At 41.2% G+C, this 22,229-nt stretch carries 21 protein-coding genes; 14 read left to right on the forward strand and 7 right to left on the reverse strand.

Going from position 1 to position 22,229, the window contains the following annotated elements:
- Positions 1-9 precede the first annotated feature (9 nt).
- The 8 genes from BM378_RS10100 (at position 10) to BM378_RS10135 (ending at position 8,426) form a co-directional block, all read left to right on the forward strand.
- Positions 10-3,123, forward strand: coding sequence for an efflux RND transporter permease subunit (locus tag BM378_RS10100; protein ID WP_074989109.1), 3,114 nt, complete (start codon positions 10-12; stop codon positions 3,121-3,123).
- Positions 3,124-3,249: 126 nt separating this feature from the next.
- Positions 3,250-3,747 carry a GNAT family N-acetyltransferase gene (locus BM378_RS10105; RefSeq protein ID WP_405127525.1) on the forward strand — a complete coding sequence of 166 codons (498 nt, stop codon included), beginning with the start codon at positions 3,250-3,252 and terminating at the stop codon, positions 3,745-3,747.
- Positions 3,748-3,850: 103 nt separating this feature from the next.
- Positions 3,851-4,357, forward strand: coding sequence for a DUF2753 family protein (locus BM378_RS10110; protein WP_074989110.1), 507 nt, complete (start codon positions 3,851-3,853; stop codon positions 4,355-4,357).
- A 15-nt stretch (positions 4,358-4,372) separates the two neighbouring features.
- Positions 4,373-4,984, forward strand: coding sequence for a superoxide dismutase (locus BM378_RS10115; RefSeq protein WP_074989111.1), 612 nt, complete (start codon positions 4,373-4,375; stop codon positions 4,982-4,984).
- Between the two features lie 75 nt (positions 4,985-5,059).
- Positions 5,060-6,409 carry a DNA-3-methyladenine glycosylase 2 family protein gene (locus BM378_RS10120; protein WP_074989112.1) on the forward strand — a complete coding sequence of 450 codons (1,350 nt, stop codon included), beginning with the start codon at positions 5,060-5,062 and terminating at the stop codon, positions 6,407-6,409.
- Positions 6,406-6,879 carry a methylated-DNA--[protein]-cysteine S-methyltransferase gene (locus BM378_RS10125; protein ID WP_074989113.1) on the forward strand — a complete coding sequence of 158 codons (474 nt, stop codon included), beginning with the start codon at positions 6,406-6,408 and terminating at the stop codon, positions 6,877-6,879. The genes BM378_RS10120 and BM378_RS10125 overlap by 4 nt, the downstream gene beginning before the upstream one ends.
- A gap of 54 nt (positions 6,880-6,933) precedes the next feature.
- Positions 6,934-7,776, forward strand: a complete 843-nt coding sequence (locus BM378_RS10130) for a transporter substrate-binding domain-containing protein (RefSeq protein ID WP_083202770.1) — start codon at positions 6,934-6,936, stop codon at positions 7,774-7,776.
- A 65-nt stretch (positions 7,777-7,841) separates the two neighbouring features.
- Positions 7,842-8,426: a thymidine kinase gene (locus BM378_RS10135; protein WP_074989114.1), complete on the forward strand. Its 585-nt coding sequence runs from the start codon at positions 7,842-7,844 to the stop codon at positions 8,424-8,426.
- Here BM378_RS10135 and ltaE read toward each other — a convergent pair.
- The gene (gene ltaE, locus BM378_RS10140) at positions 8,409-9,416 is read right to left on the reverse strand and encodes a low-specificity L-threonine aldolase (protein ID WP_074989115.1); all 1,008 of its coding nucleotides are present in this window, start codon (positions 9,414-9,416) and stop codon (positions 8,409-8,411) included. The genes BM378_RS10135 and ltaE overlap by 18 nt on opposite strands.
- 10 nt (positions 9,417-9,426) lie before the next feature.
- A complete protein-coding gene (gene rlmF / locus BM378_RS10145) occupies positions 9,427-10,332 on the reverse strand; it encodes a 23S rRNA (adenine(1618)-N(6))-methyltransferase RlmF (protein WP_074989116.1) in 906 nt (301 codons plus the stop codon).
- 355 nt (positions 10,333-10,687) lie between these two features.
- Here rlmF and BM378_RS10150 point away from each other — a divergent pair, with 355 nt between their 5' ends.
- The 3 genes from BM378_RS10150 to BM378_RS10155 all read left to right on the forward strand — a co-directional run bounded on the left by BM378_RS10150 (position 10,688) and on the right by BM378_RS10155 (position 12,669).
- Complete coding sequence (locus BM378_RS10150) at positions 10,688-11,146, forward strand: hypothetical protein (protein WP_074989117.1); 459 nt, start codon at positions 10,688-10,690, stop codon at positions 11,144-11,146.
- A gap of 143 nt (positions 11,147-11,289) precedes the next feature.
- On the forward strand, positions 11,290-11,460 hold the full coding sequence (locus BM378_RS20410; protein ID WP_155950861.1) for a hypothetical protein: 171 nt from the start codon (positions 11,290-11,292) through the stop codon (positions 11,458-11,460).
- 294 nt (positions 11,461-11,754) lie between these two features.
- Positions 11,755-12,669, forward strand: a complete 915-nt coding sequence (locus BM378_RS10155; protein ID WP_036972821.1) for an alpha/beta fold hydrolase — start codon at positions 11,755-11,757, stop codon at positions 12,667-12,669.
- On the opposite strand, the gene BM378_RS10160 is transcribed toward BM378_RS10155, so the two are convergent.
- From BM378_RS10160 to BM378_RS10170, 3 genes are all read right to left on the reverse strand, one after another.
- Positions 12,590-14,074 (reverse strand): tetratricopeptide repeat-containing sulfotransferase family protein, encoded by a 1,485-nt coding sequence (locus BM378_RS10160; RefSeq protein ID WP_074989118.1) that lies wholly within the window; start codon positions 14,072-14,074, stop codon positions 12,590-12,592. The two genes, BM378_RS10155 and BM378_RS10160, sit on opposite strands and share 80 nt — an antisense overlap.
- A 123-nt stretch (positions 14,075-14,197) precedes the next feature.
- Entirely contained in the window at positions 14,198-16,810 is a 2,613-nt protein-coding gene (locus BM378_RS10165; RefSeq protein WP_074989119.1) for a TonB-dependent receptor plug domain-containing protein, read from the reverse strand.
- A 292-nt stretch (positions 16,811-17,102) separates the two neighbouring features.
- A complete protein-coding gene (locus tag BM378_RS10170; RefSeq protein ID WP_074989120.1) occupies positions 17,103-17,258 on the reverse strand; it encodes an oxidoreductase-like domain-containing protein in 156 nt (51 codons plus the stop codon).
- A gap of 104 nt (positions 17,259-17,362) precedes the next feature.
- On the opposite strand from BM378_RS10170, the gene BM378_RS10175 reads away from it, so the two are divergent.
- On the forward strand, positions 17,363-17,773 hold the full coding sequence (locus BM378_RS10175; protein WP_036972817.1) for a hypothetical protein: 411 nt from the start codon (positions 17,363-17,365) through the stop codon (positions 17,771-17,773).
- 88 nt (positions 17,774-17,861) lie between these two features.
- Positions 17,862-19,223: a leucyl aminopeptidase family protein gene (locus BM378_RS10180; RefSeq protein WP_065979117.1), complete on the forward strand. Its 1,362-nt coding sequence runs from the start codon at positions 17,862-17,864 to the stop codon at positions 19,221-19,223.
- Positions 19,224-19,226: 3 nt separating this feature from the next.
- On the opposite strand, the gene gloA2 is transcribed toward BM378_RS10180, so the two are convergent.
- Both gloA2 and BM378_RS10190 read right to left on the reverse strand, forming a co-directional pair.
- Entirely contained in the window at positions 19,227-19,613 is a 387-nt protein-coding gene (gene gloA2, locus BM378_RS10185) for an SMU1112c/YaeR family gloxylase I-like metalloprotein (protein ID WP_036972994.1), read from the reverse strand.
- A 78-nt stretch (positions 19,614-19,691) separates the two neighbouring features.
- Positions 19,692-20,765, reverse strand: a complete 1,074-nt coding sequence (locus tag BM378_RS10190; RefSeq protein ID WP_065979118.1) for a ketoacyl-ACP synthase III — start codon at positions 20,763-20,765, stop codon at positions 19,692-19,694.
- Positions 20,766-20,917: 152 nt separating this feature from the next.
- On the opposite strand from BM378_RS10190, the gene BM378_RS10195 reads away from it, so the two are divergent.
- On the forward strand, positions 20,918-22,225 hold the full coding sequence (locus BM378_RS10195; RefSeq protein WP_083422903.1) for a metal-dependent hydrolase family protein: 1,308 nt from the start codon (positions 20,918-20,920) through the stop codon (positions 22,223-22,225).
- The last annotated feature ends 4 nt before the right edge of the window (positions 22,226-22,229 follow it).

The following is a 22,229-nucleotide window of genomic DNA, read 5'->3' on the forward strand; positions in this document are numbered from 1 at the left end:
AGGTGCCGCATGTTTAATTTATTAATCGAGTCGGTGATAAAAAACCGTTTCATCGTGCTATTAGCTTTACTTGCGGCCATTGCTCTGGGTGCATTAATGGTTCCAAAACTGAACTTAGATGCGTTTCCTGATGTGACAAATGTGCAGGTAGCTGTTAACACCGAAGCTCCTGGTCTTGGAGCGGAAGAAGTCGAGCAACTTATCACATACCCAATAGAAGCGGTAATGTACGCACTACCTGACGTTGAACAAGTGCGATCGATTTCAAAAACAGGTTTGTCGGGCGTGACGGTGGTGTTTAAAGAAGGCGTTGATATCTATTTTGCGCGGCAGTTAGTGTTTGAGCGCTTACAATCTGCTAAAGAGCTAATCCCTAACGGACTTGGCATGCCTACCATGGGGCCTAATACCTCTGGTCTTGGGCAAGTTTATCAATACTTACTTGAAGCAAAGCCCGATGCTGACATTGATAGCATGGCGCTGCGAAGCCTAAATGACTGGGTGGTTAAATTATTACTATTACCCATAGATGGTGTTACTGATATTTTATCGTTTGGTGGCGAAGTAAAACAGTATCACGTTAACCTCAACCCTAACAAATTACTTGCCTATGACCTAAGCCAACAAGATGTAAGCAATGCATTGCAAGCAAACAACAGGAATGTTGGCGGTTGGTATATGAACCGCGGTCAAGAGCAATTAGTTATTCGTGGCACTGGCTGGTTTTCGACCGGTGATAAAGGTCTGAGTGAAATTGCGCAAACCCCCATCAAAGCGATTGATGGCACCGTAATTAAAGTCACTGATGTTGCAGACGTACAGCTTGGGAGTGAAATACGCCAAGGGGCAGTAACCTTATCGACTCGTGATGAAAATGGTGATGTTGTTAACCGAGGCGAAGTTGTAACTGGCGTGGTATTAAAAAGGATTGGTGCAAATACGAAGCAGACCATCGATGGTATTAACGAGCGTATTACAATGATCAACCGCGTGCTGCCTGAGGGCGTCAAATTCACGCCTATTTATAACCAAGCGGCACTTATTAGCCACGCGGTACAAACCGTTATAGATGCATTGTTACTTGCATTTGTATTTATAATCATAGTGTTAGCGCTATTCTTGTTAGACTTAAGAGCAACATTCTTGGTTTTGCTGTCCATTCCAATTTCAATCGGCTTAGCGCTCAGTATTATGGCTTGGTTAGGGCTGTCGGCCAATTTAATGTCATTGGGTGGCATTGCTGTGGCTATTGGCATGCTGGTAGATGGCTCTGTTGTTATGGTTGAAAACATTTTTCGTCATCTAGGGCTAAAACATAATCAGGGTAAATCAAGCCGTGAGCTGGTTGCTGTTGCAGCAAAAGAAGTTGCTCGGCCAGTTTTCTTTGCGTCATTGATTATTTTAACGGTATTTTTGCCTTTATTCAGCTTTGAAGGCGTCGAGGCAAAGCTGTTCCAGCCTATGGCCGTCAGTATCATGTTAGCGATAGTAAGTGCCATGATTGTTGCCTTAGTCGTTGTGCCTGCGCTAAGCGTGTACTTATTTGCTAAAGGTGTGACAGTTAAACACAGCAAGCTGCTACAACCCATTGAAAAGTTGTATCAACGAGCGTTACGACAGGCGTTACAAGCAAAACGGCTGGTGCTTGCTATTGCAGCTTTGTTATTGGTTACAGCCGCAATTTTACTTCCAAGGTTGGGGACTGAGTTTGTGCCCGAACTTGAAGAAGGTACGATTAATTTGCGGGTAACGCTTGCACCATCAGCCAGTCTTGAAACGGCAATCTCAGTGGCACCTAAACTGGAAGCCATGTTACTTGAATTTGCAGAAGTCGATTATGCACTTAGTCGGATTGGTCGAGCAGAAGTCGGTGGCGATCCTGAACCTGTTAACAACATAGAGATATACATTGGTCTTAAATCTCGCGAGCAATGGATAAATGCTAAAACACGTGTTGAACTCCAGCAGTTAATGGAAGAAAAACTTGAGCAGTTTCCTGGGCTCTTATTTAACTTTTCGCAACCCATCGCCACCCGTGTTGATGAACTTTTATCGGGTGTAAAAGCACAGTTAGCAATCAAGTTGTTTGGTAGTGATTTAGCGGTGTTAAGTGAAAAAGGTCAGCAAATTGAGCAGCTAGTTAAACAAATACCCGGTGCTAAAGATGTGGCCATGGAGCAAATGGGCGGTGAGGCACAGTTAATTGTAAAACCTAATCGCTTAGCGTTATCGCGTTTTGGATTATCGGTTGCTGATTTAATGGAGGTTGTACAGCACGGAATTGGTGGACAAAGTGCAGGGCAAATTATCAATGCTAACGAGCGTTACGATATCTATGTTCGCATAGCAGAAAATTACCGGCAGAACCCGCGTGTAATTGCAGACCTTCGTTTACAAACCCCTTCGGGGGCGATTGTGAGAGTAGGTGATGTGGCTAAGGTAGCGATTGAATCGGGAGCATCCCAAGTACGCCGTGATGATGTACAAAGGCGCGTAGTTGTACAAGCGAATGTGCAAGGACGTGATATGGGATCTGTTGTTGCTGACATTCGCGCGATAATAGAGGATAAATTACAGCTACCGAGTGGTTACAGTGTTGCTATAGGTGGTCAGTTTGAAAACCAACAACGAGCACAGCAACGTTTAATGATTGTTGTGCCAGCGGCATTGTTACTGATTGCGCTATTACTTTATTTTGCATTTGGCAATGTATCGCAAGTATTGCTTATTTTAGTGAATGTCCCTTTAGCGGTAATAGGGGGGATTGTGGCTCTGTTTGTATCTGGGCAATATTTGTCGGTACCAAGCTCTGTTGGCTTTATTACTTTGTTTGGTGTTGCGGTATTGAATGGTGTGGTTATGGTAGAAAGTATTAATCATCGTCTTAAGAGCAGAGACGAAGTAGATGACGCGGTGTTTGATGGGGCAACCTCAAGGTTACGACCAGTGTTAATGACCGCATTAACTTCAATGTTAGGGCTTATACCCATGCTATTGAGCACGGGAATAGGGGCTGAAATACAAAAGCCACTGGCAACAGTGATTGTTGGCGGTTTGGTCAGCGCAACATTTTTGACCTTATTTGTCCTACCTGTTCTTTATAAGTCGATGAGTAATAAATAACTGCCTAAGTGGCTTATTTACAGAGGGGCGTAATCGCCCCTTTTTTAGTACTGAGTAATTCTGTAAAGGGCGTTTACACAACACGTAAGCCCTTATAAACTGGGCGCTATAATAATGAAGTAACATATGGAACAGACCGTGAGCAATAAAATTTCAATTCGTCCTGCAGTACCGAGCGACGCAGCAACTATCCTACATTTCATCAATGAACTAGCTATCTACGAAAAAGAACCAGATGCAGTAAAGACTGATGAGAATGCTATTTTAAAAACTTTATTTAGTGAAGGTGCAACCGCTCACAGTGTTATTTGTTTAGAAGGTGACACAGCCATTGGTTTTGCCGTTTATTTTTATAATTATTCTACGTGGCTTGGTAAAAACGGTTTGTATTTAGAAGACTTATATGTCAGTGCTGATAGCCGTGGTAAAGGTGCAGGTAAAAAAATTATGCAATACCTTGCGAAACAAGCGCTAGAAAAAGACTGCGGTCGATTTGAGTGGGTAGTACTTGATTGGAATAAACCCGCGATTGATTTTTATGACAGCATTGGCGCTAAACCACAAAATGAATGGATTATTTATCGACTAACAGGGCAAGAGTTGATCGATTTTGCGAATCAGTAATATCACCAAATCACACAAATAATAAATATAAATAAAAATCATTTGCATTTAGCGTTTTGTCTGTGTAGTTTTAATACACAGGTTTTAAGTGCAGGTGATTTTTATGACACACACAACACATCTCTCAGCCTTAGGTGCTCCAGTTATTGATGATGCATTAGCACCTTGGCAAAACGCTATTTATAACGGGAATCTGGCTTTTGAGTCTGGCGAATTAATCATTGCTCGCGATCACTACACGCAGGCAAGTGGTTGTGCAGAAACATTACTCACGCAATTTGCGAACTTACCACTAACCCCCACGGTTATTGACACATTAGAGCATTGTATTGCGGCCTTTGTAGTGGCGACTTTAAACCTTGCAGATACCTTTAAAGTTATGCAAAAACCTGAGCAAGCCTGTAGTTGGCTTTGCTATGCTCATCAACGGCTTAGTCATCTTTTAATGCACCCAGAGCAGCAAGTTCGCATACACGTATTACATCATCATCACAAAACGTATTTTGAGTTGGTGAAGTTTGCGAAAATGTCATCGGCATTTCCAACCCTCATCAATCGTATAAATCAGCTGTTAGCTGAGCATCCCCACAAAACGCAGTTATTACATTAACGATAAGGAATCAGTATGCCTTTTACATTACCCGATTTAGCTTATGACTATGATGCACTCGAGCCTAATATTGATGCAAAAACTATGGAAATCCATCATACATTGCACCACCAAACTTATATTAATAAGGCGAATGCTGCCTTAGAAGGGAGTCATTATAGCGAGCAAGATGCCGAAACACTGTTGCGAACGATTGCTACAATGCCCGAGTTATTACAAGAGGCGGTGCAAGAGCATGTTGGCGGGCACCATAATCACTCATTATTTTGGCAAGTAATGACACCGAATGGGGTAGGCAAACCAAGCGGTGAATTACATACAGCGATCGTTGAAGCATTTGGCAGTTTTGATGAGTTTAAAGAGCAGTTTACTGATGCCGCTGTCAGCCGCTTTGGAAGTGGCTGGGCATGGCTATGTGTTGACGAAAATAATCAACTCGTTGTTGAAAGTAGTTTAAATCAAGACAGCCCGCTGATGCATAACCATACGCCGATTTTGGCTCTCGATGTGTGGGAGCATGCCTATTACTTAAAATATCAAAACCGCCGACCAGAATACATCGCTGCATTTTATAAAGTGATTAATTGGCCCGAAGTTGAGCGACGTTATTTAGCAGCGATTAAATAGTTAAGGTCCGAAACTGGCTAGTCAAAAAAATATATTCGGTTAAGCTATCGGTATTAGCTGATTACGAGAATCATTATGACTAGCCAACAATGGCGTACAGCAAGGCAAAGCCGTGATGCCCGATTTGATGGGGTATTTTTTGTCGCGGTAAAAAGTACCGGTATATATTGTCGGCCAATTTGTCCAGCACCGACAGCGCAAGAGAAAAATGTTGAATACTATCAGTACGCGCATTTAGCGGCACAGGATGGGTTTCGCCCTTGTATTCGGTGTCGACCTGATAGTGCACCGAATAGTCCCGCGTGGTTAGGAACTAAAACCACGGCGCTCAGAGCAAAGCAACTTATTGACAAAGGCGAGGCATATGATTGTGAAGTGCTGGCCGATAGATTAGGTGTGTCGAGTCGTTATTTGCGTCGTTTGTTTAATCAGCACTTTGGTCTTTCAATCACACAATATCGCTTATTCAATCAGTGCAATTTTGCTAAGCAGCTGTTACAAGAAACTGATTTATCGGTTGCTGACATCGCTTTTGCATCTGGTTTTAATAGTATTCGCCGTTTTAACGACGCATTTTTAAAGCAGCTTAATATTGCACCATCAAAATTGCGAAAAACCGATAAAAAACCAAGTGCAACGTTAAATTTAACTTTGGCGTTTCGTCCACCTTATAACTGGCAGGCTTTACATGGGTTTTTACAGCGCCGCTTAATTAAAGGTCTCGAATGGCTTAGCGAAACAAGCTATGGGCGCACATTTAAAGACTCGCATTGCCAAGGGCAATTTACTGCTCAATTTGTTGAACAAAAAAATCATTTTAAAGTCACGATAGATATTGATAACACCCGCTATTTACAACAAGTGATCCATAACATTCGTCGTGTACTTGATTTAGATGCTGATACGCACACGATTGAAGCCCATTTAAATGCCGAACTTAATAATGCCATGCCATTGACACAAGGCTTACGCTTGCCGGGTATTTGGTCAGATTTTGAAGCGGGTATTCGCGCAGTCTTGGGTCAACAAGTGAGTGTGACTGCTGCGCACAACTTGGTAACTAAGCTGGTCGCTGAGTTTAATCAAGCGTGTGATACCGTGTTTTTTCCATCTCCAGAATGGCTTGCCAATTCAGAATTGAGCTTTTTTAAAATGCCTCAATCACGCAAAGACGCTTTAAACCGGTTAAGTGAGTATTGTCATCAACATCCTGATAATCAAGAGCTTGATAATTGGCTGTCACTAAAAGGGATTGGCCCATGGACAGTTAATTACGCTAAGCTGCGAGGTCAAAGTAACCCTGATATTTTACTTGCCGGTGACTTAGGCATTAAAAAGGCTTTAGCAGAGGTCGGTGAATTTGATAGTGAGCGCTGTGCACCTTTCCGTTCTTATTTAACATTTCAACTATGGCAACAATTATGAAAACGCAACAAGTTATTATGCCAAGCCCACTTGGCGATATTACCATTCAAAGCACCTCAAAGGGCGTCAGTTATGTAGGTTTTTATCCTGTTGTTGCCATGCAAACTGAAGCCGTAAACGAGCATACATTAACCCCGATTTTAATATGCATGAGCGAGCTTAACGAATACTTCAAGGGCGAACGTACACATTTTAGTGTGCCGCTTGACACGCAAGGGACGGCGTTTCAGCAATCAGTGTGGCGTGCGCTAATGGGGGTTGAATTTGGTAAAACCAAGAGTTACCTAGATATAGCACAGGCTATTAATAACCCAAAAGCGGTGCGTGCAGTGGGCGCAGCCAATGGTAAGAACCCAATTAGTATCATAGTGCCATGTCATCGGGTAATTGGTGCAAGCGGAAAGCTAACGGGGTATGCCGGTGGACTAGACCGTAAAGAATGGCTACTTAAACACGAAGGAATTTTGTAAAAATCCTGTTTTTACTTCTACACTGTTATCAGTTGACTAAATTCGTAGTTTATTATGACAGTGACGTTGTTTTTTATTAGATTTTTACTTGTTCTTTTTATCGTACTTTCTCTGCATTGTCAGGCGAAAAGTAGTGCGCCATTGCCTCTGACCTTATGTTATGCAGACCACACACAAGCACCTCTGTTTGTTGGTGCTAAACATGAAATACCCCTTGTTGAACCTACGGCACAATTAGCGGCGCTTGCTAAACTTGATAATGCACTTGAATCCGTGACTTTTAAGTTTGTAAAAATGCCATGGTCGCAGTGCATTACAGCGATAAAGCAGGGTCGAGTCGATGCATTTATAGCGGGATTTAGTCCACAAAAATCCCGTTATGCTGTATTTCCGGTTACTGATAAAGGTGTACCGATTGCTAAATTTGCCTTTGCAAGAATGAGCCAATGCTTAATTGGAAGTCGTCGCTTTCATACCAAATGGCAATCTCGTGAAGTGTTACAATCAAAGGCATTTTCTTTGGCCGTTGCAAATGGGCTTTTTGTGGGAGAAGCGGCCAGCGAAGAGGCGTTTTTTATTGAACACACGTTTACTCAGCAACAGGCTATAGAGCGTGTATCAGAGGGGCGAGCCGATGCGGCTTTAGTGCTCTGCCAAATCGAAAATAATAAACTTGATTTATCGGTATACCATCGACAGAAGCTGGCACCTGTCTATCCGCCTTTAAATACGGTGACAGCGTACTTGGCTTTTTCGAATGAGTTTTATGTTAAGCATCAGAATGAGGCGGTTGTTATTTGGCAGCAACTTTTAAAGCAGAATATCCCATTGACCTTTGCAAAACAGATGCAAAACTCCCCTCATTTAGAGATGAGCAGCTACGGCGCAAAAGAGTAAGGTAATAGATGATGTTATTGCACGATTAGGGTAGCATATTGCGACTTTAAATTTTGGGCAACATCATGGCACAGCTGTACTTTTATTATTCTGCAATGAATGCGGGTAAATCAACCACACTTTTACAATCGGCTTTTAACTACCGCGAACGTGGAATGGAACCAGTGATTTTAACCGCTGCGATTGATGACAGAGCGGGCGTTGGCAAAGTATCGTCACGGATAGGTTTACAAGCTGATGCACATATTTTTGATGCCGACAAAGATGTATTTCAGCTAATCAAATCGTTGAACGATCAGAAAAAGCGTCATTGTATTTTAGTTGATGAGTGTCAGTTTTTATCTAAATTGCAAGTGATGCAATTAACCGATGTGGTCGATGAACTGGGCATTCCTGTTCTTTGTTATGGTCTTCGTAATGATTTTAGAGGTGAGTTATTTAGTGGCTCGCAGTATCTTTTAGCGTGGGCGGATAAACTTATTGAGCTAAAAACCGTGTGTCATTGCGGTCGTAAAGCAAACCACGTTTTACGCACCGATGAGCAGGGCAATGCGATTGCTGATGGTAATCAAGTCGAAATTGGCGGCAACGACCGATATGTATCGGTGTGCCGCAAACATTATAAAGCTGCGTTAAATCTCTGCCGCTAAAGCATCAATAAAGCAGTTAATATCGTGCTTAGTGACCCCTAAATGCGTCACTAAGCGAAGTGGTTTGCCTGCTGAAAAAAGTATATTTTTCTCTTTTAGCTTATTAGCAACAGCTTTTAAATCAATAGCTTCATCGACATTTGCGTACACAATGTTGGTATCGATTTGAAAAGGTGTGGTATCAAAGCCTGATAATGAATTTAATTTTTCAGCGAGATAAGCCGCATTATCGTGATCGTCACTTAGTCGGGTGACGTGATTCTCAAGCGCATATTGCCCCGCTGCAGCAAGCATACCCGCTTGGCGCATACCACCACCAAGCACTTTACGCCAGCGGCGAGCTTTATCAATAAGTGCTTTGTTACCCAATAATAATGAACCCACAGGGGCGCCTAACCCTTTTGATAGACAAATAGACACTGAATCAAAGTATTGGGTGATTTCAGTAATATCGACACCTAACTTAACTGCTGCGTTATACACACGCGCCCCATCAAGGTGAAGTGCAAGGTTGTGTTTATTAACACATTCTCTTGCTTGTTCAAGGTAACTTAATGGCAGTACTTTGCCTCCAATGGTGTTTTCAAGGCTGAGTAGTTTCGTTTTTGCAAAGTGAAAGTCATCCGCTTTAATAGCTGCAACCACCTTGTTTAAATCAATGGTGCCATCGGCGTTATTTTCAATCGGTTGTGGTTGAATCGACCCAAGTACGGCGGCACCGCCACCTTCAAACTTATAGTTATGTGCTTGTTGGCCACAAATGTACTCATCACCACGTTCGCAATGTGCCATTAAAGCAAGTAAATTTGCTTGCGTACCAGAGCTGCAAAAAAGCGCACTTTCGAACCCATGTCGCTCAGCAGCAACGTGTTCTAATTGGTTAACACTTGGGTCATCACCGTAAACATCATCACCAACGGCAGCATTATTCATAACTGCACGCATATCGGCTGTAGGTTGAGTGACTGTGTCTGAACGAAAGTCGATCATGTTATTACCCTTATACAAGTTGGTTAAGAATGGCTTCGCGGTCTGCTTGGTCAAAGTAACTCCAAGCGATAAAGCGGCTTATTTTTTGGCCTTGTGCCATTTTTATTGTTTTAACGTCTTTGACATCAAGCGATGCGAGTTGTTTTTTGAGTTGTGGGAGTGTTTCTGACTTTGATACTAAAGACGTAAACCAAATACACTGCTCACTGAACTCTTGGCTTTCGGTGATCATTTTACTGATGAACTCGCGTTCGCCACCTTCACACCAAAGTTCGTTTTCTCTGCCCCCAAAGTTGAGTTCTTTTTTAGGGGTTTTATTTAAATTTTTCCACTTACGCTGTGAACCTGTTTGTGCCTGCTGTTCATTGGCATGAAATGGCGGGTTACATAAGGTTAAGTGGAACACATCTTTATCAGTGATAACGCCTGTAAACATTTTATTGCTGTTATCTTGTTGCTTTACTGATATTTTTAAACGATTAAATTGCGCAATTTGCTTGGCAATTTTAACGGATAAGGTATCGATATCAGACCCTGTAAAATGCCAGCCATACTCATGTTGACCAATTAACGGGTAGATCAAATTTGCACCCGTGCCAATATCCAGCACTTTAACTTGCTTACCTGTAGGGATTCTACCTTGGTTATCACTGGCTAATAAGTCTGCTAGGTGATGAATGTAATCAACTCGACCGGGTACAGGAGGACACAGATAATTGTCGGGCAAATCCCAAAAATCAATTTTGTAGTGGCTTTTTAATAATGCTTGATTAAGGGTTTTCACTGCCATTGCATCTGAAAAATCGAGAGTCTCACTGCCGGTTGGGCTTTGTGTTATAAACTGAGAAAGAGCCGGAGTATCTTTACATAATAAAGTAAAGTCGTAGCCATTGAGGTGGCGATTTCGCGGATGCATTAAATAAACCTATCTGTTAGCAATGTTCAGTACAGATTGTATCAAATTAATCATTACAAAGTGTTGTTTTTAGGTTTTTTTAAACAGGCAGGGTGGTCAGAAATTTTATTGGTTTCTGTTAGCATAAAATGACTAAAAACCAATTTTCATGCATTTAACTTTCTAATTTTAAGTGTTAACTGAATTCACAAAGGTAAGCTAAGTGATAAAGTCATGTGTGTTCTTAAATGCAGTTTATCTGTTTGATAATCGAGGTAAAGTAATCTTTTCATTAATACGAGTCATAAAACGGCTATGAATAATAATTCAAAGCTGGTAAATTTTAATTTCAACTAACTGAAAAGTAATAAAAATAATGATAAAAAAAATACTTAAAGGAATGGGTATAACGCTCTTAGTTATAATTTGCTTGTTTGTAATCCTAGCGGTTTGGACTTCATTTAAAGCCTCAGGATATAAAGAAACAGCGATACCTTATTTAACCCCAGCATTAACTGAAATATCTAAATGGGACGCACAAACATTAAAAAGTTACATGACCCCAACCTCAATTGAGGGTGTTTCAGATGACGACTTGTCAAAAATTGTTCGAGCTTTTTCGAAATTAGGCGATTTGAAAGAACTCGGTGAGTATCAATTTATTAATGTCAGCACTAAAGCTGTAACAGGCGATGGATCAGGTAATTTTGTTACTTATAAAATCCCAGCTTCTTTTGAAAATGGTGAAGCACAAATAACAGTGACTTTAAAAGAAGAGGGTGAATCGTTTTCCATTTATCATTTCAATATAAATTCAATGGCAATGATTGAATGATAATTAAAGGTAAACTTTAACCGCTGCGAGTAATTAAAGCTTGCGGCTGGTTTGTGCAGAGGGAAAGTGAATTGTTTGCTTGTGCCTTTAAGTATAGTATTTAGGTACTAATGTGTTGAGTGATCATTTTCAAAGGAGTGTTTATGTCTAAATTTAAAAAAGTTCTTATAGCCTTGGTAATATTGGTAGGGCTTGGGGCCATTGCTAAACAATATAATGAGCAAAATCACATGGAAATGGCCATAGAGCAATGTGGCGACAAAGACAGTATCGCACGGGTGGACTCTAAGGGTTTCGAGTGTAAAAAAACATAGCAAGGAAATCACTTTTCACAGTTGGTTTTCATCCTGAGCTGCATGTTTAGCCAACTGTGAAAAAACGATAATAAGGGAGTTGTCCATGTCCGCTTATCGTCTTTAAGCATGCAACTCAACTCAATTTCATTTGGTTCATTCCGTTATATTTTTATTAAAACTCCCGCTCTTACGTTTACAAAGTCTTGTTGTATTTAAGGGCTACTTACTTGATCACATCATGCTTGCTTTGCTAGTAATACTGACGTAACGTATTGCTGGTACGATGAGTTTATAATAATAAAAAGGTCAACCGTGACATTAAAACAACAGTCTGTATTTATAAAATTAGCTGAAAATCAAACCCTCCATATGCGCCGTATTTGTAAAACTGATGCAACCGGGCCTGCGGTGTTTTTTATGCATGGTGCAGTCGAGAATGGCAAAATTTTTTACACTCACAGCAATAAAGGTTTGGCACCGTTTTTAGCTGAACAGGGTTATGTGTGCTACGTGGCTGATTTACGGGGCCGTGGTGAAAGTAAACCTGCCATATCAAAATATGCGAGCTACGGGCAAACCGAAGCTATATTAGAAGACATCCCCGCTTTTTTAGCAAAAATAGAACAACTTGAAGGTGCACCTGCACGTTATTGGGTTGCCCATTCATGGGGTGGGGTATTAATGAATAGCGTATTTGCGCGCTTTCCTAATCTAATTAATGATGTAAGGGCTTGTGCGTATTTTGGATCAAAGCGCACGCTTTATAATCATCACCCAAGCAAATACATCCAAGGTAATTTAATTTGGTATGGTTTAGCACCTTTAATGGCGAGAAAACACGGGTTTGTGCCTGCTAAAAAATTGAAATGGGGAAGTGACGATGAAACGCGTAAGTCCCATTATCAAAGTATGCAATGGGCTAAGCGCAAGCCCTGGGTAGACTCAGATGACGGCTTTGACTATGCAAAAGCGCTGCAAGATATAGCTCTGCCCCCTATTTTTCATGTGGCGGGTATAAAAGATAAGGCGCTTTGCCAACCGATTGACATTGAAAAGTTCATGGCTGAGTCAGGTGTAGGTGTGCAAACAATGACAATTTATGGTCGAAAATATGGTCACAAGGTGAATTATGACCATATTAATATGCTTACTCACCCTGAGGCGCGCCACGATCAGTTTGCTGATCTTCTTGAGTGGTTTTCGGCTCATTCACAAGGCGATTCATAGCCGTTTCGTAACGCTTATATTTATCTTTAGCTTTGTCAGTTAATGGTTGTCTGACTGCTGCTTTACTCAGTGTTGCGACTGGCTTATTCGACTTGTAAAACTCTAAAAAGCGATTGCTGTACTTAACGCCTAAAAATTCACACAGAGCACTCAACGTTTGCTCAGGCTCTGTGACGAGTAGCTCATATTGTAAGTCAAAAAGTGCATCGGGCATTACGCTATGCCAGTGCGACATAAGTTGCTGATATAAATCGTAATACTGCTTAAATTCAGACAATGAGCAAAAGTAGGGCTCATTTTCTGCAAAGTAATTACTAAATACTGACCACGCAACAGCCTGATAATCACGTTGTATATTTATAAATTTTGCGTTTGGAAATAATAGATAGATTAATCCAAGTGATTGATAATTTGCTGGCAGCTTATTGATCATATACGGGCGTACATGGGGAGATTGCTTTAATCTTTCTATATAGATATCGCGCGCCGTACTGATCAGCTTTTGATCCAGTTTAGATAGGCACTCGGGGTAAGGTAATTGAGTTTGTTGCTCAATATACGCAACAACCTGATTGCTGATACTGGCATCCTCTCCTAGGCTTGCAAAACTTTCGTGACTAACTAGCATTTGTTCAAGCAAAGTAGAGCCACTTCGTGGCATGCCGATAATAAAAACAGGGGTGATCGTGCCCGTAAAACGTTTATAGCGTGAATCAATTAACGTTGCATCACTTTGGCTGATGATTTGCTGATAAAAAGGGGCGAGTTCATTGGTTTTAAACGTAGTCAGTTGTGACTGTAGTTTATTAGCGAGGGTAAAATAATTAAATGCTTGCTCGGTATCATCTAATAAATCATAGCTTTTACCTAATGCGTAGTAGCAGACCATTTTTAAACGTAAGTTATTGGTGAGTGTTAAAAAGTGATGCAGTTCATTGAGGTAGTTTTGCTCGTGATTAAAGCGAGAAAATTGCACAAGCTCAAAAAGTATATAGGCCTTAACTGGGTATTCACCCATGGCGAGCGCTTGTTGTAAAATACCATAGGCTTTGTCGAGTTCACCATAGGTTAAATAGTGTTGAGCTAAAAAGTAGTGAGGCTCTGGGTTATGACTTGCTATTGACTTTGCATATTCAAGTACAGTGAGCGCATCTTGAGGTGAATGCACGCCATTAAACGCATCGGCAAGTGCATGCAACGGTTCAAGCAGGTAGGGCAGCCTTTCACACGCGCGCTGCAATAGATATACAGCAGCATCATAGCGCTCTAATCGAAGTGCGATTCTGCCTAAACCAAACAATGCTTCACCATTTTCAGGGTTCGCATCTAACAAGGCTTTAAAATGAAACTCAGCTTCTTTTAGTTTGTTTTCAGCAAGTAATTGATTGGCTTTTTCTAGCAGCATAAATACTCTGAAGCGCAAATTAGAGATATTATTATAATGTATATGATGAATAGCTGTTAATGTATATAAGCCAATGAAGATAAATCATCATTGGCTTAACTTACAAATGTATATTGTTAAATATTAAAATTTATAACTCGCTTTGATGTAGTAAAATCCGCCATTATAGTCAAATGGGCCACTTTCGTAGTATTTACCACCTACAATAGCTCGCGAGCCATATGAGCCATCACTAGATACTTCTTGTAACTTTTCAGCCTCAGTATCGAAGATATTATTCGCGCCTATAGACAGTGTAATTGCGTCAGTTGCATAGTAACTCAATTCAGCATCGAAGGTTACTGCAGAACTCCCTGTTTTAGACCAACCATAAGTGTCACCAATATCTGGCTCATCAGCATGTGTTGCAAAGTACTCGCCAAAGTAGTTTGTTCGAACAAACATACTGAATGTTTCCCAATCTTGTGCAAATGTAAATGTTGCACGATGTTCTGGTATGCCTTGTTCAAGACGTTTAACTTTGAAGTCAGAAGTGTATAAGCCAGCATTGTCAACTTCAGTACTGTTGTAATTGTAGGCTAAAGAAAGTTTAGTATCGCCACCGAACAGTTCCATTGTGTAGTTTGCTACAACATCAGCACCTTGTGTATGTGTGTCGAAGTCATTTGCAAAGAAAGTTATTGAACCTCCAAGTAACAACTCTGGGTTAGGATACTGACCTTGTAAAGCATTTACATCATTTTGGTCGATAAATAACTTATCTGTTTGTGCTATACGATCTTCTACTTTAATGTCGTATAAATCGACAGTAAGGAAAAAGTCGCCACTTTGATAAACGCCACCAATAGCAAAACTTTTAGACTCTTCTGGAGTGAGTTCTACACCACCTTTTTGAGCTGATACTGGGTGCGTAGGTGGGTATGTTGCTGATTGGATTAATTCACCATTAACAAGAGAAGTCTGGGTATTTACGACATTAGCTTGGCCTACCGTTGGAGCACGGAAACCTGTTGAATGAGATGCGCGAAGTGAAAACTCGTCTGTTATTGAGTATTGGGCTGTTACTTTATAATTTAATGTATCTCCGAATGTTGAGAAGTCTTCATATCGAAGTGCAGCACCAACTAAAAAATCTTCAGTTAAGTATGTTTCAACATCTAAATATGCGGCGATGCTTTGGCGTTTGCTTATACCTTGAGATTCTGGCGAAAATCCAGCGAAACCATGAGAGCCAACACTAAAGCCTTGTTCTGCTAAAGGCCCTTGTTGCCAAGAAACCTGTTCACCTGAAATAATTTCAAAGCTTTCTTGTCTCCATTCTGCACCAAAAGCGACGTTCAGCATCTCGTCTAAACCAACATCATATGCTTTTGAAATGTCTAGGTTGAATGCTTTTTCAAGCTGAATATAAGAGCCAGCTTCAAAACTATTATCAGCAGGTTGGTTAGCTCCTAATGATGGGTTTACTGTGTTAACCAGTGTGTAGGTTGATTTGTTACGGCCAACCGAACCACTGAAATCATAATAAGCGCCATCTAAAAAACCATCTTTAAACTCGCCTTTAGTACCCATAGTTAAAGAGGTATCATTTATCTCGCCAGTGAAAAGCGGAGTATAGCCCCCAGGGAATAATTCGTTGAAAGCCCAGCAGTTGTCATTATTAGCTACATTATCTATGTAATCTTGTTGAGTTAAAACATTACCTGAAGTGATTGGAATATTTGGACAGGCATCACTATTACCATCCATAGCACCTACTAAAAGGTTTCCGTCAGCATCGGTGTAAACGCCGCCTCTATTTTGAGGATTACGATAATAATAGCCCCCTGTTGCAGTTCTATCTGAATAGTTACCGAACATGTAGAAACTCTTTCCATCGCCCAGGTCTAAGCCAACATTAGCAAACAGAGTTAGATCATCATCAATCTCTGGGTTACCCCAAGTTTGTGCAGGATCATTAACTGACGTGTTACCTGCAGTGATTAAAGCTGCTGCATCTGGGCGCTGTAAAGTACGGCTTGTTGCATCTGCAGTTTTATATTGAAAAGATAAATTAGCAAAACCTTCGTCAGTGAATGGTAGACCAACATTACCATCAATTACTGTCTGATCGCCATCACCTTCGTAATACTCTCCTTGGCGCACAGAGAAAGAGCCACCTTCAGAGGCATCTTTTAATACAAAATTCATTACACCTGCTATTGCATCAGAACCGTACTGTGCTGCTGCACCATCTCTGAGCACTTCGACTTGCTTCATTGCAACAGAAGGGATTACTGAAATATCAGGGCCTTGTGCACCATCATTTACGCCGCCGCCTTGAAAAGCAATTACCGACGCGCGATGACGACGTTTACCATTAAGTAGAATAAGAGTTGAGTCTGAAGATAAACCCCTTAAGTTAACTGGACGAATAAACGATGCAGCGTCTGAAATAGGCTGCTGTCGAACGTTAAATGATGGAACAGATGCTTGAAGCATATCTAACATATCAGTAGAACCATTTTTGCTCAGTTCATCCCCACTAACTATATCAATAGGAACAGGTGAGTCACCGATAGAACGCGGCGCTGAACGAGTACCAACTACTGCGATTTTTTCAACATTTTTGTTAACTTTAGTCTCTTCGGTTGACTCATCTGCAGCAACCACAGAACCCGACACAAACAGACCCGCTGTTGTCGTGGCTAAAGCAAACTTAACAGCTTGTTGTAGCATATTATTTTTTAATTTCATTCTGACTTCCCCAGTTAGAATAGTTATGATTATGCCACCAAATAGGTATTCTAATTTGGTGTAACTAACTTATACCTACTGTTAATTTAATTTGCAAATTATTAACAATATGTTTTATTTTGGGTAACTTGGTCGTGTTTTTTGCAATTATTTGGGGTATGTTACTGAAAACGCATGTGATAAATTATTCGTTGTTTTCTTAAAGGAGGTCAGAATTTATTGTTGAAGCTAAAAAAAATTAAAATTAGTGATTGTTTGTTCGTATTTTGCACTAAAACTGAGTTGGAACGGTTTAATTATTTTGCTTTGATTCGCTTTTTAATTGCCACTGTCGTAATTTCTCACGGTATTCATCCCAAACACACGGGCAACAACTACCGCCTCCACAACATTCGTCAGGCGCAGGCTTTTGTGGCTTAGGTTCATTTACGTGGCGATCTTGGCACATTTAAAAAATAAAACGAGTTAAGAAAAGTGTGCGAAGGGTAAAGCAAAATCTACTATAAGTAAATTATGCTTTGTGAAGTGAGATGCTTATGTGAAAATAACCGAATGCGATTATATAAAGTTATTCATCGGGCCCCATTTCGAGTGGCTAAAATTACCAAAAAGCGTCAGCAATTACGCTTTAAGCGCGCTATGGTGGCACTTAAAATCGCACTTGCCCAAGAAAAGCAAGAAACCAAAGAAATGCTGCAAATCTATAGACGTTATACACAAGGCCACGCAACTAAAGAAGAGCTGCATACGGCCAATGAACAATTTTTAGATATTCTAAAAGGGATTGGGCTGGGTGTGTTTGCTGTATTGCCTTTTGCACCCATTACGATTCCGCTAGTTGTAAAACTAGGGCAGTGGGTTGGTGTTGATGTTCTTCCGAGTTCATTCAATATCAATAAGTCACTTAAAGAGATAGATCAGCAAGTTGCAAAAGAAGAAGCCGAAGAAAAAGATCACAAGTAAGCTGCGTTTATCAATCTGATTTCGCCTATACCCTTTAGCTCAAGTTATTGGTATGCTTAATTACCTTTTCTTTATATTGAGTCGTTTAATGAGTTCATTAATTCGTCATTCTTCTACGGGTATTCCGCTCTCTTTCATTGAAAAAACGCATTTAGCATCGTGGTTATCTGAACAGCCGCAAGCTTTGCAAAACTGGTTAAGTAATTGCGACTTTAAAAACAAGGGGCTTGCGCTCGTAGCTGACAGTGAATCAGGTGATTTGGTTCATGTGTATTGCCTTGTAAACGATATTAACGATTTTTGGCTTGCAGGTGACTTGTCGACTAAATTGCCGGCTGGTTGTTACCAAATTCAGGGTGACAGTGCCTTTGTCGAACAGGTTGCACTTGGCTTTATGTTAGGTGGTTATGAGTTTAGTGAATATAAAGAAAAACCATCGCCACGAGCACAACTTGCTATCAGTGATGAAAGCCTTGCCAAGCGCTTGACTGAATTCGCAAGCGCAATAAATTTAGTACGCGATCTCGTAAATACACCTGCAGCCGATATGATGCCACAACATTTATCACAAGTGATGGCTGATCTGGCTGATAATTTTGATGGTGAGTTTAGTGAATGGGTTGGCGATGAGTTGCTTGAGCAAAATTATCCCACAATTCACATGGTTGGCCGTGCAAGTGAAAACAAGCCACGTTTGTTAGACTTACGCTGGGGCGCAAAAGATGCCCCTCAAATTACCCTTGTGGGCAAAGGGGTGTGCTTTGACTCGGGCGGTTTAGACTTAAAACCAAGCTCGGGCATGCGCAACATGAAAAAAGACATGGGGGGCGCAGCTCATGTCATTGGCTTAGCGCAGCTAATTATGGCAGCGAATTTGCCGATACGTTTACGTGTCTTGGTTCCTGCTGTAGAAAATGCTGTATCGCGTAATGCATTCAGACCGGGTGATGTTATTAAAACCCGAAAAGGTATCACTGTTGAAATTGATAACACGGATGCCGAGGGGCGTTTAGTGTTATGTGATGCGTTAGCAGAAGCACAAAACGACAATCCCGATCTTATTATTGACTTTGCAACGCTCACAGGAGCGTGTCGTATTGCACTTGGTACTGAACTGCCAGGCTTTTTTGCGAACGATAACGAGGTGGCCAGTAAGTTGATGAGCGCCGGAGAAAAGTGCTTTGATCCTGTTTGGCAGTTGCCTTTATTCAGTCAATACAAAGCGTTATTAAAGAGTGATGTGGCTGATATTGCGAACTGTGCATCAACCCCATTTGGTGGAGCTATCACTGCTGCACTTTACTTAAAAGAGTTTATCGAACCGACTACGCCTTGGGTTCACTTTGACGTTATGGCGTGGAACTTACGCCCATTGCCTGGTCGTCCAGTGGGAGGGGAAGCACTCGGTATTCGTGCTGTATTTAACTACCTACAAGACCGTTTTCAATAAGTGTTATATTTGATACAACTCTAACGGTAAATCATCGGGATCAGCAAAAAACGTAAATTGCTTCCCGGTGATTTCATCGACACGAATATCTTCCACATCTACACCTTGTTGTTCTAAGTACTGTTTAGCTTCCGTTATATTGGCCACTTTAAAAGCTAAATGGCGCAGTCCTTGTGCTTCAGGATAACTTGGTCTTGTGGGCGCATTTACAAATGAAAACAACTCTATTTGACTGCCGTCTGGCAGTGCAAGGTCTAGCTTGTAAGAATCACGTTCTTTTCGGTACTGCTCATGGATAATTGGCAATTTTAAAATTTCAGTGTAAAAGTGTTTTGAATGCTCATAATCACTACAAATAATCGCTACATGGTGAACACCTAATAATCCGATTGTTTTCATATATCAACAGTATCCTTGAAACAAAAAAGCGCGGACAATTGCCGCGCTTAATTCATAATATATAGCTTGTTATTCAGCCGCTTTACATGCTGCAACAGCCGGAGCAACAAGTTCTAAGCCTGTTTTATCGCAGGGTGGAAGGCTTGCGTCTGAAATTGAGATAGGCGTTACGCGCTCGCCCCATTTAATGTAGCTTGCAGCCCACGTTAAACCGGCACCAAATGCCGCAGACATAATATTCGAGTTTGGTTTTATAAGGCCTTGCTCAACAGCTTCGCAAATCGCAATTGCAATCGTTGCAGCTGATGTATTACCGTAATCAGCAATGTTGACCATTACTTTTTCGTCAGCCACCTTTAAGCGCTGCTGAATAGCTTGAATAATGCGTAAGTTTGCTTGGTGCGGAACAAGTACATCGATGTCATCAAGTTTTAACTGCGCTTGATTAAGCACATCATCACACGCTTCGCTCATTCCTTTAACGGCACGTTTGAAGATTTCACGGCCTTCAAATAATAAGTTAGACGGGCCAATTGGCGCGTACTTATTAAGATCGCTACCAAAATTTTCGATATGCAAAATATCACGATCTTCGCTATCACAGCCTGTTTTAGTTGCCAATAAACCAGATGGAGTATCAGACGCTTCTAATACAACAGCGCCCGCACCATCACCAAATAATACTGCACTGTCACGACGTTCCCAATTGATGTACCAGGTCATGCGCTCTGCTGCGATAACCACCGCTTTTTTGATCATACCAGCACGAATTTGTGCAGTAGCTGCTTGTAGTGCGTATAAAAAGCCTGAACATGCCGCGTTTGTATCCATTGCTGCTGCACCCACCGCACCAATATTCTTTTGTACAAGTGAGGCTGTATTAGCCACCATTGTTGAGGGGGTACATGTTGCGAGTAAAACAAGATCAATGTCTTTCCCATCAACACCTGCGCATGCAAGTGCGTGTTTTGCAGCGACAGTTGCTAAATCAGCAGTGCTAACGTGGCTTACACGACGAGATTTAATACCCGTACGCGTTGTGATCCATTCATCGTTAGTATCAACGATATTGCTGATTTCGTCGTTGCTAATGCTTGCTGGTGGTATACATTTACCCCAGCCAGTGATTTGGGCATAAGACATAATGTGTTCTCTTTATGTGGTCAGACTTGTTAAAATTTTGCCGAAGTTATATCAAAATTCACTTGTTAAGACTAGCGTAACACACTGCTATGTCGCAAATAATGGCTTTTACTCGGTATTTAAGTTAAACCTAGTATAAAAATGAGGCGAATATGAAAAAAATAAATCTAAAAATAGGCACCTTATCGGTACTGGTTTCTTTGTGCACATTTTCAGTGAGTGCTGACACGTTGCTGATCCATGCAGGGAAAATGTTGGTTGGCGTTGAGCAAGCTGTAAAACAACAACAAACCATCGTGATCAAAAACGATAAAATTACAGCAATTGAAGCTGGTTATTTAACTAAAGAGCAATTAAATCTTACAGATGCAACGATTATTGATTTAAAAAATCAGATGGTGCTCCCCGGTTTAATCGATATGCATGTGCACTTAACATTTGAACGAGATACTAAGCGAAACCCCCATCAGTGGTTAACTGAGTATGAAGCGGATGATGCTCTGCGTTCACTCAAGTATTTAAAGCGCACAGTCGACGCAGGTTTTACCTCAGTGCGTGACTTAGGCAGCCGTTATCAAGTTATTTTTCCATTAAAGCGTGCAATTGAGCGGGGTGATATACCTGGGCCAAGAATTTTTGCGGCAGGCGATATGATTACCCCAACGGGAGGGCATGCCGATATGCACGGGTACCGCCGTGATGTTAGCCAAGCCATTGGCGGTGGTTTAGGCGTGTGTAATGGCGCTGATGATTGTACTCGAGCCGTAAGAGATGTAATAAAAAGTGGGGCCGATGTCATTAAAATCACTGCCACGGGTGGGGTGTTGAGTAATACAGCTGCTGGTGTTAATCAGCAGTTTACCGATGATGAACTTACTGCAATCGTTAATACGGCTCATCATTTAGGTCGCCCAGTTACTGCACATGCACATGGCACAGAAGGTATTAAAGCGGCTTTACGGGCGGGTGTAGACTCAATTGAACATGGCTCTTTTTTAGATATAGACACTGTAAAGCTATTTAAGAAACAAGATGCGTATTTAATCCCAACATTACTCGCAGGTGCTACAGTCAAACAAGAAGTATTAGAAAACCCCAACATGCCAAAAGCAATTGCTGATAAAGTTGAGTTTGTGGCTCCAAAAATGGAGGCATCGTTTAAATTAGCGTTAAAAAATAAGGTTAAAATAGCATTTGGAACAGATTCAGGCGTATCAAAGCATGGTGATAATGCAAAGGAGTTTGAGCTACTTGTTAATTATGGCATGACACCAAAAGAAGCAATAAAATCAGCCACTGTCGAGGCCGCTAAATTATTAGGGCAAAGCGAGCACCTTGGTGACTTGAGTGTTGGTAAACAAGCAGATATTATCAGTGTTAATATGAATGTACTTGATAACATTAGTGAACTTAGAAATGTACGCTTTGTTATGAAAGGCGGAGACGTGCTCAAACAGTAAGGGT

Source organism: Pseudoalteromonas lipolytica, from assembly GCF_900116435.1.
Classification (GTDB): domain Bacteria; phylum Pseudomonadota; class Gammaproteobacteria; order Enterobacterales; family Alteromonadaceae; genus Pseudoalteromonas; species Pseudoalteromonas lipolytica.